This is a genomic window from Borrelia duttonii Ly (assembly GCF_000019685.1).
GTDB classification, from domain to species: Bacteria; Spirochaetota; Spirochaetia; order Borreliales; family Borreliaceae; genus Borrelia; species Borrelia duttonii.
The window spans coordinates 1-14,319 of sequence record NC_011245.1 but is presented as its reverse complement, the minus strand read 5'-3'; the positions used below and the strand labels follow the sequence as shown (position 1 = coordinate 14,319).

General features: G+C 26.8%; 18 protein-coding genes. 7 read left to right on the top strand and 11 right to left on the bottom strand.

Features of this window, described 5'->3' with window-relative positions:
- Positions 1-10: 10 nt before the first annotated feature.
- The 5 genes from BDU_RS05805 to BDU_RS05785 all read right to left on the bottom strand — a co-directional run bounded on the left by BDU_RS05805 (position 11) and on the right by BDU_RS05785 (position 4,546).
- Positions 11-721, bottom strand: a complete 711-nt coding sequence (locus tag BDU_RS05805) for a DUF1357 family protein (RefSeq protein ID WP_012539233.1) — start codon at positions 719-721, stop codon at positions 11-13.
- A gap of 6 nt (positions 722-727) precedes the next feature.
- Entirely contained in the window at positions 728-1,990 is a 1,263-nt protein-coding gene (locus BDU_RS05800) for an anti-CBASS protein Acb1 family protein (RefSeq protein WP_012539232.1), read from the bottom strand.
- A 144-nt stretch (positions 1,991-2,134) separates the two neighbouring features.
- Positions 2,135-2,608, bottom strand: coding sequence for a Bdr family repetitive protein (gene bdr / locus BDU_RS05795; protein WP_041177873.1), 474 nt, complete (start codon positions 2,606-2,608; stop codon positions 2,135-2,137).
- A 41-nt stretch (positions 2,609-2,649) separates the two neighbouring features.
- Complete coding sequence (locus BDU_RS05790) at positions 2,650-4,002, bottom strand: PBSX family phage terminase large subunit (protein ID WP_012539230.1); 1,353 nt, start codon at positions 4,000-4,002, stop codon at positions 2,650-2,652.
- 4 nt (positions 4,003-4,006) lie between these two features.
- Complete coding sequence (locus tag BDU_RS05785; RefSeq protein ID WP_012539229.1) at positions 4,007-4,546, bottom strand: DUF603 domain-containing protein; 540 nt, start codon at positions 4,544-4,546, stop codon at positions 4,007-4,009.
- Between the two features lie 151 nt (positions 4,547-4,697).
- Here BDU_RS05785 and BDU_RS05780 point away from each other — a divergent pair, with 151 nt between their 5' ends.
- Both BDU_RS05780 and BDU_RS05775 read left to right on the top strand, forming a co-directional pair.
- Positions 4,698-5,114, top strand: a complete 417-nt coding sequence (locus BDU_RS05780) for an Mlp family lipoprotein (RefSeq protein ID WP_143705866.1) — start codon at positions 4,698-4,700, stop codon at positions 5,112-5,114.
- Positions 5,115-5,547: 433 nt separating this feature from the next.
- Positions 5,548-6,300 (top strand): tyrosine-type recombinase/integrase, encoded by a 753-nt coding sequence (locus tag BDU_RS05775; RefSeq protein ID WP_012539227.1) that lies wholly within the window; start codon positions 5,548-5,550, stop codon positions 6,298-6,300.
- A 359-nt stretch (positions 6,301-6,659) separates the two neighbouring features.
- Here BDU_RS05775 and BDU_RS05770 read toward each other — a convergent pair whose 3' ends face one another.
- The 4 genes from BDU_RS05770 to BDU_RS05755 are packed head-to-tail and all read right to left on the bottom strand — an operon-like array spanning position 6,660 to position 9,120.
- Positions 6,660-7,076, bottom strand: coding sequence for a DUF261 domain-containing protein (locus tag BDU_RS05770; protein ID WP_012539226.1), 417 nt, complete (start codon positions 7,074-7,076; stop codon positions 6,660-6,662).
- Positions 7,077-7,121: 45 nt separating this feature from the next.
- Positions 7,122-7,547, bottom strand: coding sequence for a single-stranded DNA-binding protein (locus tag BDU_RS05765; protein ID WP_049752281.1), 426 nt, complete (start codon positions 7,545-7,547; stop codon positions 7,122-7,124).
- Positions 7,540-7,749, bottom strand: coding sequence for a hypothetical protein (locus BDU_RS05760; protein WP_041177872.1), 210 nt, complete (start codon positions 7,747-7,749; stop codon positions 7,540-7,542). Before BDU_RS05760 ends, BDU_RS05765 begins: the two co-directional genes overlap by 8 nt.
- Before the next feature lie 15 nt (positions 7,750-7,764).
- Positions 7,765-9,120 carry a DUF244 domain-containing protein gene (locus BDU_RS05755; protein ID WP_012539224.1) on the bottom strand — a complete coding sequence of 452 codons (1,356 nt, stop codon included), beginning with the start codon at positions 9,118-9,120 and terminating at the stop codon, positions 7,765-7,767.
- Between the two features lie 203 nt (positions 9,121-9,323).
- Here BDU_RS05755 and BDU_RS05750 point away from each other — a divergent pair, with 203 nt between their 5' ends.
- The 5 genes from BDU_RS05750 to BDU_RS05730 all read left to right on the top strand — a co-directional run bounded on the left by BDU_RS05750 (position 9,324) and on the right by BDU_RS05730 (position 13,749).
- Positions 9,324-10,436 carry a plasmid maintenance protein gene (locus BDU_RS05750; protein ID WP_012539223.1) on the top strand — a complete coding sequence of 371 codons (1,113 nt, stop codon included), beginning with the start codon at positions 9,324-9,326 and terminating at the stop codon, positions 10,434-10,436.
- 9 nt (positions 10,437-10,445) lie between these two features.
- Positions 10,446-11,006: a DUF226 domain-containing protein gene (locus BDU_RS05745; RefSeq protein WP_012539222.1), complete on the top strand. Its 561-nt coding sequence runs from the start codon at positions 10,446-10,448 to the stop codon at positions 11,004-11,006.
- Entirely contained in the window at positions 10,982-11,797 is an 816-nt protein-coding gene (locus tag BDU_RS05740) for a ParA family protein (protein WP_012539221.1), read from the top strand. The genes BDU_RS05745 and BDU_RS05740 overlap by 25 nt, the downstream gene beginning before the upstream one ends.
- A gap of 30 nt (positions 11,798-11,827) precedes the next feature.
- A complete protein-coding gene (locus BDU_RS05735; RefSeq protein WP_012539220.1) occupies positions 11,828-12,409 on the top strand; it encodes a chromosome replication/partitioning protein in 582 nt (193 codons plus the stop codon).
- 308 nt (positions 12,410-12,717) lie between these two features.
- Complete coding sequence (locus BDU_RS05730; protein ID WP_012539219.1) at positions 12,718-13,749, top strand: ERF family protein; 1,032 nt, start codon at positions 12,718-12,720, stop codon at positions 13,747-13,749.
- Between the two features lie 31 nt (positions 13,750-13,780).
- On the opposite strand, the gene BDU_RS05725 is transcribed toward BDU_RS05730, so the two are convergent.
- Positions 13,781-14,149, bottom strand: coding sequence for a BBA14 family lipoprotein (locus tag BDU_RS05725; RefSeq protein ID WP_012539218.1), 369 nt, complete (start codon positions 14,147-14,149; stop codon positions 13,781-13,783).
- 1 nt (position 14,150) lies between these two features.
- Complete coding sequence (locus tag BDU_RS08055) at positions 14,151-14,318, bottom strand: BlyB family putative holin accessory protein (RefSeq protein WP_318250822.1); 168 nt, start codon at positions 14,316-14,318, stop codon at positions 14,151-14,153.
- Position 14,319: the final 1 nt, after the last annotated feature.

The window sequence follows — 14,319 nt, the reverse complement described above, 5'->3', positions numbered from 1 at the left end:
TAGTCTCCTTTTAAGCTCTAGCTCTTTTTTTTCTAACCTTTGAAGGTCGCTTTAATAGCTCTTTGTATCTGTTTAAAATACCGCTTCTCAATTCATTGTTATTGGTTGACTTGAAGTGTGGAGAGGCAGTAGAAATCTTATCTTCAAATTTGATACCAGTTTTGCCAATACTTTTAGTAGTAACACTTTTGTTCTTTGTAGTCTTTTTGATCGAAGTTTTGGCAAGATTTACAAGCATATCTAATAATGTGCCTTTGATATGCTCAAGATTATCGATTTTAGCTATAGCCCTAATTTGATCCCTTGGAACATACTTTCTAACAAGTTCTCGCTTTTGCGCTAACATAATCTCATCTAAGCTGTGCCCACGTGATAGTAGCGCCTCCTTATTAAAATGGCTGCTTAGATATTTCTTTGACAGAGAATCAATTTCGTTAAGTTTTATAGCTTCTCGTAAGATTTGATTCTTTGCTTTATTTCTTGCCTTGACTTCGGCTAATTCTTGAGCTACTCTTTGATTTATACTCAAAGGTTTACTTGCTTTGTTTGATAATATCTGCTTGTCATTCTTAGCAAGTCCCTTTTTATATTTCATAAGCTTATTATATTCGTCCAAACTAATAGTCTTTGTAGGAACTTCGCTTTTTACATTATTAGCTTTGCTAATTACTTTGACATTTTTACTAACTACTTTATTGTTTTCTTTAGTTTCTATCTTCATTCGTTATTAACCTCCTAAGAAAATTTCTCCAAAAAACAATTTGTCTTTCAAAAGCTCAACTGACTTTTCTGACAATTCTTCATAACCTATAGCACTCTTATATTTCTCGTAAAGTTCAAGTAATTTGATGTCATGTTCAATCTTGTCAGTTTCGCTCAAAAGAATGAGAGAATTGAATCTCATATCGAGACCAAAATATTGATTAAGCTTCTGATTTACCGCAATTTCAATTCGTTCTTGCACCCCCTTTAAAAAATCATAATAATTACTTCGGTCTCCTTTACCATCGTTGCCAAGACCTTTGGTTTGTTCGTTAAAACTTCTAGTTAATGGTTCTTTAGTATCTGCTCCTATTTTTGCTTTTACAAGTTCTAAAGTGTCTTTCAGGAAAGTAAGTTCATATTTCATGACTTCTAAATGTGCAGACTCACTTCCCGAATAGAATATCCCATCATTATTCAAGTTGGATTTTAGTCTCTCAAGTTCGTGGGACAAGTCATTATTTAGCGCATTCAAGATATTGGTACCCTTCTTTACGACCTCATCACCACTATTGTCAACACTACCATCATCAGAATTGCGTTTAAACAACTTCGTGAACATCCCAGAACTATTATCTTTGTTACTTTTGGTAAGTAAATTAAATTGCAAAGATGCTTTACTTATTGCATCATTAATCTCTGCTAAAGACTCATCTCTGTAAAATAGAAAATTGTAGTTTCGAATCCTTCTATCTATCTCTTGATAGATAGTCTCAAAAAGAGCTACATTTAGCAGAAAACTTTGTGTATAACATGGTGTATATGAACCCAAAATATAGTCATAATTCTCATATATGATCAAACGACTCTTATGGATCTTGACTTCTCTTCTAACTAAAACTCCCTCATCATCCTCTTCTTTGAATGAATATATGACATAAGGAGACTTAGAACCTCTATCTCGCACACAACCAAAATCTAAATACACAAATCCAATTGGTAATTCAGAATTAATTTCTAAGTCAAGATTATCATCTCCTGCTGTTTTGACCAAAATATAGCCAATACCATTGAATCTGTAACTTATGATACAATTCAATAGTGCGTCTTTGAGTTCTACTTTGAGATTATCTAACGTATCTTCAATACCGCTTAAAGCAGTACTATAAATAACTTCTAAGTTGATCCCATTGTGCAGGACGTCTTCTGCAACATTATTTATATAATTCCTGAAAAATATTGAATGTTTGTATAATTCATAAGAATTGATTTTAGAATTGTGTTTCATTTTACCCCCAACCTATCAACCTTATTCAATATACAAAAAATAATTATAGATCAATTATTTATTTTTGCTAAAAAATAATAACAAAAATTATAAAAAATTGCAAAAAAAAATTAAACTTATTCTTTAGATAGAAGAAATATTTACTTATTTAAATATCAGCGTTAATAAAATTCCTATAGTTAAAGTAATAATGGTCCCAAACATCCAAGCATGTAATTTTAATGTTCCTTTAACCTCTGATGAAAATTTATCTATCTTAGTATCAAGTTCCATTTTGTTCACTTCCATATCTTTTCTTACAAGAGAAATATCTGACTTTAATTCGTCCCTTACTTTGTCGATTTTGTTATCAAGTTCTTTAATATCTGATTTTAATTCGTCCCTTACCTTGTCGATTTTATTATTTAAGTTATTTTCAACAGTATCAATTTTATTATTGATATCTCTAATATCTGATTTGAATGCCATTTTTAGAAGTTCAAGATCTTTAGTAGTAAGTTCATTTTTATAGTACCTATAAGATAAATCGTCCGCAATATCTCTCTTAATACCAGCTTTTACAAGCTCATTTAATACCATCTGCCTAGTAATTACAGGCTCCATTTGCATATACTCCATAAAGAATCTCCTTATGTAATTATTATACAATAATTTATAAGCTAAATGAAAGTAAATTTAGTAAAATGCCTAATTCTATCACGATAATTTAAAGACAAAATTAAATATGCAGCTGATAATGCATCAAGAGCATCATCATGAACTTTACCATCTCCATTATATGAATAAATATCACTAAATGCAGAACGACTACTATAATCTAATAAATGCATCTTTTTATAAGTAAATGGTGTTAATAAAGAAACAATTCTTGCGTATTTATCTGTTTTGGGTCTTGTTGGTGCAATTCTAAAGTAATTTTCCATATTATTTCGAAGTCTAACATATTCACGTGTTAAAGCCCCAGCTCCTTTAATATCATCCCTATCTTCAATATAAAGAGTATTAACATTTAAATTCCCCATTATTACCTTTATTGTATTCATAACATATGGATCAACAGCTGGTTTTTGCTCTTGAAATATAAATGCATAATACTTATCCGACACTTTCTCTAAAACACAAAGAGAAGTATTATCCCCACCACTACTATATGCAGGATCTAAATAAGCTATAGGACTTTTAAATTCATAGTCTTCAATAATATTAATATTACGAAATATCGCATCATTATTTGCGACCCATTCTCCTAGTAGTACACTGGCTTTATATGTTGGAAAGTCTTTGTAAAGTTCTTCTTGGGTCTTTATAAATTCCTTTGAAATTTCCTCATTATCATATGTCGTAAAATTATATGTAGAATATACTGTGTTATTATCAATATAATCTGTTTTAAAATAATGCTCTGGATGATCAGGATTAGTATCAAAAACAATAAACTCTGGTTTTATTCTTAGTCTCTTAAGCGCTTCTTTTAATGTCTCTTTATGCAGCGTTGTTGCTTCATTAACATAAATAACAGCAGAATTCGATCCTCTAAATCTTTCAAAATCTCTTATTTTATCACCACCATATAAATTAACCCTTAAAGAATTAATTTCAAAATATGACGTATTTGAATATTTGGGAACAAAAGGTATTTTAAGCATATTAGCAAGCTTTTTAAACTGGCCTGTAACATTAATTTCTAATGCCTTCTGTGAGTTGCCTAATATAAAATTATTGGTATCGTGACTATAACGATGTCTATTTTTAAGTAAAGTTTTTAAGAATAAATAACAAGCCAAAAATGTTTTACCACTCGCAATTCCTCCTGATAAAATAACTTTGTTTTGATTATTCTTTTCAATAGCACTTAACACTTTACGTTGTTTTTTATTTAAGAACTTATTTTCAAAGCTTTTAAAATCAACAACTACTGATTTTGGCTTCATAAAAGATGCAATATCAATACCAAAATCACGCTTATATTCCCTTTGCAAAGACTTGAAAATACTACTACTGTATATATCCATTTACTTATCCTCCAAACCTAAATCTACCCTCATCTAAGTCTGCAATTTTGAGTTTCTTCATTGTTTCATAACACAACTTCATTGTTTTATTTTCTTTCTCACGTTTTAAATCTTTAAGCTTAATCTTCTTATCTTGAAGTTCTCTACTATTTCCTTTATTTTTAATCATTTTAATCTCTCTCTCTAATAGATCTATTTCTTCTATACAATCTTCAAGTTCTAATTCTAAAAAATTGTTAAATGCCTTCATAAACTTAAGTCCAAGTTGACTTTTAGTTATACTGAATTGACTTTTGAGCTCACGTGCTTTGGCATTGTTTTCGAGTACTCGACCTAAGACACTATCAAGAGTAGTTTTACAAATGGTTATTTTATTGTCACTAGAAAACTCTTTTGGATTATCTTGACTAATCTCCCATTTTTGTCTCATCTTACATACATTAGCTCGTGAAACACAAAGCTCTTTCGCTATTTCAGCATCACTTAATCGATCTTCATTAAAATACATGGCATAATCTTCATATGCTCTTTTTACTTTATTCATATCTCTTCAACCTTATAATTTAACAAAAATTAATTTATTTTAACATAAACTCTATAACAAAATAACAATTTTACAAAATCAACAAATACTTCCAATAATCGCTATATATTTTATAAAATCACAAATATCTAGTGAAATGAGGAGATTTTATATGAAAATAACCAATTTTACCTTGATTTTATTACTATTAATGAGTAGTTGTGATCAAGAAAAAAACACAAATAAAGGAATTAAGAGCAGAAATAAAAGAGATTTAGAACAACAAATAGAAGCACAAAAAACACCTGAAGAAACATTGAGAGAAAAGTTAAATGACAATCAGAAAAAAGGCCTAGATTTTTTAAAAGATGCTTTAAGTAGTGAATCTGATTTTAACAATTTTTTAAATTCAGACGAATCCAAAATAAAAGATGCTCTTGATCACATTCAATCAGAACTTGCAAAGTGCACAGGAGATGACGCAGCTGATAAAAAAAATACATTCAAACAAGTAGTAGAAGGTGCTTTAAAAGCTGGCTTAGATAATTTTAAAGACCAATCAAATAGCACTTGTGGACAAGGCAATTAATCAGACCATCAAAAGAATTTAAAATACAGATTTAAGAAAGAAAGTATACAGATTTTCATACAAGTAACAGGATAATTAAAAAGGTTTAAAAAAAGGTATAAGTAAACAAAATGTTAACCTGAAGTTAACAGGGAAAGATAAGTTAAAAAAAGAATAGAAATATCTCTCATTGCAAACAGATGAGTCTTTAAAATAAAATCTAGAAAGAATAGAGACTAAATTTTCAAGTATTTGTTAAAGTTACCACAAAGTTTACTAGATATTTTGTGCTGCACCCTTAAATATCAGCCCTTCTTATTAAAATAAATGTCTTACACATTAAATTTTGCATACAATGGAGAGACATATAATTTGACATAAATTAAGAGTATTTGCTAACATATTTATACATAATTTTACTTATTTTATAGCATTTAGTTAACATATAAATTACATGAGCGAATATGAAATATTAAAAGCAAAAATCAAAGAACTCGAGAAACAAAATTCAATATTACTTAAAGAAACAAGGCAATATAAGAAGGAATTATTACAAACCAAAAGCAATACTAAATCTAAATCAATACCAATAAGATTTTATTTAAATGATAAGACAATAAGATTAGTAAAGAAAAGTATTGACAAACTTAAACAGACAGATCCAATCTCAGGATGGTTTGTTCATATACTCTCAATTACAGGTTGTAGAGGAGTAGAGATTCAAAATATAAGACTTGATGACATAGTAAGAGAAGAAAACAATAATGGTGATGTGTTTTATAGTTTACGTGTAAATGTTGCTAAGAAGCGAAGTAATATTTGCATAAGAGAAGTAGTAATAAGTAAATCTGAATTTGAATCCATAGAGGAAATTCATAAACTTCATTTTAAAAATAAAGGACAAGATTCAAGACGTACTTACCTATTTCAAAAAAGTAAACATCGATTTAAAGATAATAGAATAAATATAAGTGAAATTTCAAAACAATTTAAAGAATTACTAACAAAATCAGGATTTAAACATCGTAAATCACTACATATATGTAGAAATATATTTATTGCAACACTTAAAAGTAAAGGATACAATTCATTTGAAATTAAAGAATTAATGAAATATGCATCAACATCTGAAATAGATAATGTTTATGGTCTTTCAAAAGCAAGTAAATTAAAAGCATATCATGATATTAAAGATGGCTTTAAATAATATTGTATATTACTATAATAAAAATAACAAAAAGAAGTTACAATTCTCTTTGTTAGAATTTTTTATTCTAAAAATAAAGGTAAAATAGGTCAAAAAAATAACTCAATACATAGCTATTATACAATCAAACTTAACAAAAATCAAGATTTGACATAAAAAATGTATGTTTCCTTTTGTTATTCATAGAGAGGAACACATAAAATCAAAAACATACATCTTTTTTTATTTAAAAATTCAAAGGATGTTTAATTATACAATCAAATTTAGCAAAAATCAATATTTAACATAATAAATAAGCATAAAAAAAAAGGCATATAGCCTTTTAATAATACCAATAATGGAGATAATAAAGTGAGAATTCATATTTTTCTAAATATACGCTTAGATTTTAGATGATACTCTTGTCCTCTATCTTTAAGAAAAAGAGGATCATATAAAACTTCTGTATTATTTGTTGCCATAAAATGGGATCCAATATTATTCTTTATCTTAACTTCACTTATTTCAAATTCATCTTTTAAACATTTATAATCTTTATCTTCAACACGAACATCTCGTTTAATGCCAAAGAAACTTAAGATTCTACATGGATTTAAAATATAACAATTAATCCTCATATAACCTAATCTAATAAATTGATAATAATTATTATTAATATCATTAAAGTCAAATTCGTTCTTTGTAAGTGATGCTATATAATAATGCAAAGATAAAAAGTAACAACCCCAACGTCTAATCTCTAATAAAAATCTATTATCATTTTGTTGTAATTTCATATATCATTTAACCTCCTATATAATCCAAACCTCATTTATAAACTTCTAAAAAGGAATATCTTCATTAAATTCACAAGCAGGATCAGGAACATGCGGAGGAACAGGAACAGGAATATCAACTTTAGGATTATGATGCTTAGTACCTGTACCAAACAATCTCAATTGCTCTACAAAAATAATGCTTTTAATTTTATCAACTCCACTATGTTTATCCTTATAATATTCATGTCTCATAGATCCCTGAACAACGACTTGTTTACCTTGACTAAGAAAATGAATAAGAGTTTCTGCTCGTTTACCAAATAATACACAATTAAAAAATTGTGCATTATCTCTCCACTCACCTTCTCTTTTGACTTTAATATTATTAGCTATAGAAAAATTTAGTATAGCTAAATTTGTGCTACTATAAGATAAAAGTGAATCTCTAACCAAGCGTCCTGATAATGTGATGTTATTAATGTCAGACATCAAAACCCCCATCATCATAAAGCCTACGTCTAATCTCCATTCTTTGAAGATCGCAATACAAGTTACCTAAATATTCATTGTATTCTTTTGTTGTATGATAGTCATAAACATATTTTTTAATAATATTTCTTAAACACTTACATATAAATTTTAACACACGATATAAAATTATTAAAATAAAGATTATTACATGTATAATCATCTGCTCCACCTCCCATTAAATTGCATATGAGGTGGAAGATACAGGATTAGATATAGAGAACTTACGACGAGAACTAATATCATTAATATCATAATAATCATAATGATCCGTAATCAACTTAAATCTATCCTTAATAGCCCGTTTACCTGAATTTAACGCAAATATATTCTTTCCTAATCTATAAACAATATTATCTGTTAACGAAAACTCCATAGATAACTTACCAAATATATCTTTAAGAATATCCTTATCTGGTTTAGTAAGTGCATATAATTCTTTAGCATTCTCTTTCTCTTTTTTCTCTATTTCTGTTTGCTTAGATTGAATATCAACTAAATGTTTCTCTAAAAGTTCTTGCTCTTCAGCACCAATATTTAAATTAACAATATTGATAAAACTTATAAACTCATCTTTATAATTTAATTCTGACAAGTCTGAATAATATTCACTATCTTGAAGTAATAGTTTTATATGATTTGTTAAATCTTCTATGTCAATATTTGCAAGATCAATAGACTTGTCTCTTTTTATGATATTACACATGCGTCCAACTTCCATATCCAATGTCGCAATATAAATCATCACTTTTGCTATAAAGCCATTATTTCTCTCTATAACACAATTAATAGGCTCATCACCAATCAAAAAGAATAGGTTGCATTTTGATAAGCCAGTACATGCAAGTTGCACTTGTGCTTGAACATAATATTTAAAGAAATATTTACTATCTAAAAAATTACCTGTTTGATTATATTCTGTAATAGCTGATGTTAAATAATTACTATCACTACATTTAATCTCTAATAGTTCTGCTTCACCTTGATTGTTTACAAACCAACCATCTATTGTTGCACCAACAAGATTATCTCCTAATCCTACTCGTTTGAAGTAATTATATTTGTCTATTCCATTAGCATATTTGTTTTTATGTAAAACTTGTATATTATCAGAATAAATACGTAGAAACTCATCAAATCCTAAATTTTCTAATGCTTTACCTTTTTTAATATGCAAATTATCTTTATATGGAACTTCTTTTCCAAAAGATTTAAGTACTCTACTTACAATTAATTCAGCAGCAGCATCAGCACCAAGAAATATACTCCCAACTTCACTAGCACCAAATTTTGTTAATGTCCCACGTTGAATAGAAAAATCTACTTTACTATTAAACTTGAAATATTCATTCTTTTTGATACCGGGTAATTTACGTCCTATTTTGCTCATTTTACTTACATTAGTTTGTTTATTATTATCAGACTCTGGTGCTGGAACAAAAGCTTCTAAACCTTTAATAACTTGTTGGGTGTATAAATCTTGTTGATTCATTTTTTTTACTCCATTGTTAATTTTTGTAATAATTGTACTCACAAAGTACCTCCTTTGATTTTTTGGTTTTATATTTACAAAAATAATAATACAACAAAAACGGTTTTTGTTAAAGTATTTGATATAATATTTTTAATAAAAAATTTTTTGAAAATTTTTTATTAAAAGAAAAGGTTTACTTTCTAATAAGAATTGCGTTATCATAATTGATAACAGTAAACCAAAAAATATAAGGAGATACTTAAATGAGGACTATAAAAAAGCCCATCAATAAATACCAACACAAATTAATCGTTTTAATCTCAACATTAAATTATATAAATTCTAAGTTTAAACAATACAATCAAAATAAAATACTATATTACTTTAATAATAACTTAAACAATAATGGTCAAAAAAAAGCTACACTCAAAACTCTACAAAGTTATTTATATAAACTAGAAAAAGAATTTCATGTAACTAGTAACTATTACAGACATTTAGGAGAGAATTGCGGTACTGAAATTCACTATAAACTTAGATTTTCTAAAAAAGTATGTCACTATAAAATTAATAGACATTTTAAAGACAAAAAAGAAGAAAGATTTCAACAACGTGCCAACTCATACCATCAACAAACATGCACTAATAATGGGAGTCTAAAGAAAAATGGGAGTGCAGAAAAATGGGAGTGTATTAATAATAATAGTAATAATAAGAATAATAAAAAGAAGAAGAAAGAACTAGAAAAAACAGAAAGAGAAAAGGCACAGCTAGAAAAGTACATAAAGAAGTGTGAATTCAAAGATGATAAATATCTCTCTATTTTGAATTTAGAAACAACAAAAGAAATAAAAATAAAAAAGCTAATAGAACTTAAGAAAGAAGAGAATAGAATAGAAAGAGAGCAAAATAAGAACAAGAAATTAGTAGACAAACAAAATAAATTAGAGAAGATACTAGAAGAAACAAAAGAAGGATTAAGAAAAGAAGGATACAATGAGAGGCAATTAGAAACAGAGATACAAAAAGCGTATGAAAAGTATAAAGACAAGCCGCATTTTATCGTAGAGAGTAGTAAATACGGCGATTTAGGACAAATAGTAAAGAGGATTAAAAAAACAGTTGAATGTAAGAAAAAAGGTAAAAAAGAAGACCACAAGCAGATTAGAAATAATATATTTAGTATACTGATAGATCAGTTGAAGAACAAAGTAGAGGTTAAAGTTTTAGCGCCAATATTAAGAAATTATTTAAATAAGCAAGTTGATTTGAAATATAGCCAAGTATTTAATAATCATTATTACTATGAAATTTTAGAGATGGTAAAAGGGAAAGAGAATTTAAAAATAGGAGAGTATGAGAAGATTGTTAACTAAGGATTTATTATGGATAGCGTATTAGAGCGTCTTAAAGAGAAAAAGTTTGAAATTAAGGAAAAAAAGGATAAGTCTATTTTTATTAAAATTGACAAAGAGAATAATAGAAAATTGTATCATACAAAAATTATGAAAGATTTTTATGCATTTGGAGTAGATAAAAGACAAACACACAAATTTTTTATTTCGTTTAGAGGATTATTTAATCAAGAAAAGATAGAATTTTTTAGCTTGTTTTCTTTAAAAAGAGGTGACAAATTTTTAGGTATTTTTTATGGACATAGAAAACCAATAAAGAATGTAATTATAAAATATGAAGAAAATGGTCTTATAAAATCGTCTACTTTTTCAAAAGTGTATTACATAGAGTTTAGATTTAAAAAAGGAAGTATTTATTGTTATATTAAGGGAATATATCGTTTACTAAGAAAGGATAAAGTATATACAAAATATTGTGAAGCTTTAATTGAAAAACTTTCAAAGTTAGAAAAGGAAGTACATATGTTTTATAACAAGAAATTATTAGAAGGGGGTCTTATAACTAAATGGATAGAAAAAAACCAAAAGTAATAACAATTGCAAGTATTAAAGGTGGGGTTGGTAAGAGTACTACTAGTTTAATATTATCTACTTTGCTAGCAAAAAAATATAAAGTTTTACTTATAGATATGGATACTCAGGCATCGGTTACTAGTTATTACTTTAATAAAATAAAAGAAAAAGGAATAAATTTAATAAAAAGCAATATATGCGAAGTTTTAAAAGGAGATTTAGAAATTGATAATGCAATTTTTGATATTGAAAGTAATTTAGATTTACTTCCTAGTTATTTAACTTTACATAGTTTAAATGAAGATTTCTATTGTGAAAATAGACATAAATCTATTGATTTGAAGTTAAAGGTAGAATTGAGGAGATTAAAAATAAATTATGATTATATAGTAATTGATACTAATCCTAGTTTAGATTTTACATTAAAGTGTGCTTTAAATTCTACTGATTATATAATAGTTCCAATGACATCTGAAAAATGGACTCTTGAAAGTTATGAACTTTTAGAATTTTTTATTAAAAAATTGGAAAGACTAATACCGATTTTTTTTATTATCACAAGATTTAAGAAAAATAATACACATAAAAAATTATTGAAAATAATTCAAGAGAAAGCTAATTTTTTAGGTGTTGTATCTGAAAGGGAAAGTTTGAATAAAAAAATAGCAAGTAACAGTTATTTTGATTTAAAATCGGATTATATCATAGAATATGATCAAATATTGAATAATTTATTATGTCATATAAGACTTGATAACGATAATATAATAGTTCCTGATGTAAGTTGTCCAACGCTGGACAACTGTTAAAGATTAAATAAATCAAGAAGGAGAAATTTTATGAGTAAAAATAATGACGACGAGATAATAATTAATGCGAGAAATTTCAATAATGATAAAAATTCTATTTTATTGGTTGATGATGGCATTAATATAGATGATAATCAAAAAAGGTTTGCACTTTTAAAAAGTAAGTTAAAGGATAATATAAAAGATGATATTTATAATAAAATAGAGGCTATGCATATTTTAAGAGAGATAAAAGACAAAGAATATTATAAGCTAGATGGGTACAAAAGTTTTTCTCGATTTATAAAAGATTATAAACTAGCTAAATCTCAGGCTTATTCCTATTTAAGGATAGCTAGTGCTATCCAAGATGGAATTTTGAAAGAGGAGTATTTAATTGAAAATGGATTTAGACAGTCTTTGTCTTTTTTGATGGAAAAAGAGAGTAAAAATTTAAAAAAGTCAAAAATAAATCCGGTAAAGCCATTAAGATTTCAACTTAAAAGTCAAGATAGCTATAATTATTATAAGAAAAATGCGAAACTTACAGGTTTTATATTGGATAAACTATTTTTGGAAAAACAGAATTTACTCAAAGAATTTGTAAAGGAATTTGAAATTTTAAAAAAATAAAAAATATAGAGAGGTTGATATTATTTTTACTTTAGTGTAAGCTATTTTTGTTGAGGTACTCTGTACAGTATTGTATTTAGTATTTCCTTAAAAAATTTTTTGGTTAATCTATGAAAGGTCATAATCCTTACTTAAGGGTAACAATATCCTTAAGTAAGGATTATGTTTTGTAGTAAATTATAATTCTTATATTACGATTTTATTAAAAATTTTTGTTAAATTATATTTAAGAATATTTGTTAAAAGTTGTTTTTTGATGTATATTTATTTTTGTAAATATAAAACCAAAAAATTAAAGGAGGTGCTTTATGAATGCAAATAATATTATAAAAACAAATATACAGGAAACAACAAAAATTAATAACAAAAATACAACAAACAATCAAAAGAGAATAGACTTTTTAAAGAACCTTAAAACGTTGAGAATGGGTTTGAATGGTGTAAACAAAAATCTTAATGGCTATGGATATAAATATCAAGATTTTAATGAAATAGTAAGAGAAGTTAAGAATGTTATTAAGGAACATGATCTAGATATTGATTTTGTACAATATCCAACTACAAAGAGTATTGATGGTAATTTAGTAGATGTTGTTACAACAACATTTTATAGTCCTTTAAGTGGATATGAACATTCATTTGATACATCAACACATATAAAAGAATTAAAGTCTATTGGTGTGAAAAGTCAAAATACATGGCCGCAGCTTGTGGGGTCTGCAATAACTTATTTCAAACGTTATGCACTAGTTGCATATTTGTCAATAGAAAGTGAAGTTGATACTGATGCTAGTAATTTAGATATTGAACAAAAGAATAATAGAGAACAAATTGAAAATAATACTTCTAATAGTAAAGATAGTAGTGCAAGTAAACCATCTGTAGATGTAACAAAGGCAAAATCAATAGAAAGTAGAGTACAAAACAAACAAGTTGTTAATACTGGGCATTCTAAATCCGAAGTTAAACATAGTGTTAATATGAATAAATTTACTTATTATCAAAACTTACTAATAGCATCAAGAAATATGTATAACTTTTTAAGTGAGAAGCCATTTAGTAGTTTGTCAGAAATAAACGATTATCTTGAATCTGTTAAATCGGGAGATGATTCTAAATTACTTGAACACTTTGATAAAAATAAAATGTTAAAGAGTATTGAGTATTGGTGTAATTTGATCAAGGAATACTTTACTAAAAGTAGTAGGGATTTAAGTAGGCTTGAGAAGTTCAATATATTTATGGCTTTGGATTTAAATAAAGTTGGAAATAGTCCACTGAAATTGTTTAGTCAACTGTCTATTACTAAAGAATTCCAGTGTTTATTCAGCTTAACGTGATAATAAAAAGCCCCATCAGGGGCTTAAATAATTAATTTTTCAATTTTGAATATCTTCTATATACATCTTGAGCAATAGGTTTAGTAATACTGATATAATCTTGAAACAATTTTATATTAAACTTTAGATCCTCAACAGTATGTTCAGATTTAAGTTCTGCTGGATTGAAATAAGTAAATTTAGGATAATTGGGGTCTTTGACTTTTTTTTGTGTACGTGTTAAGAACACTTGCAAATACATAATATAATCGGATAACTTAGCTTCATAAGTACTAAGCTCTTTAAGCGATTCTGTTTTTGGAAGTGTTGGTTCTTCTATTAGTGAAGCAATAGTAGTACAAGAAATTATCAAGAAAAGAGAAATTAATCTTGATAGTAAAATTATTTTTTGAATTTTCATATTAAGCCTCCTTTAATATCTTTATATAAGAATTCATAATCTTATTTCTTTTATTTCTAAGTTGAGATATATATTTTGCATTCTCATCTTGATTATAATATTCTTCAGAGTTTTTTATTATTTCAATATTGATTCTTATAATCTCTTCAAGTTCTGATAATAGATTAATG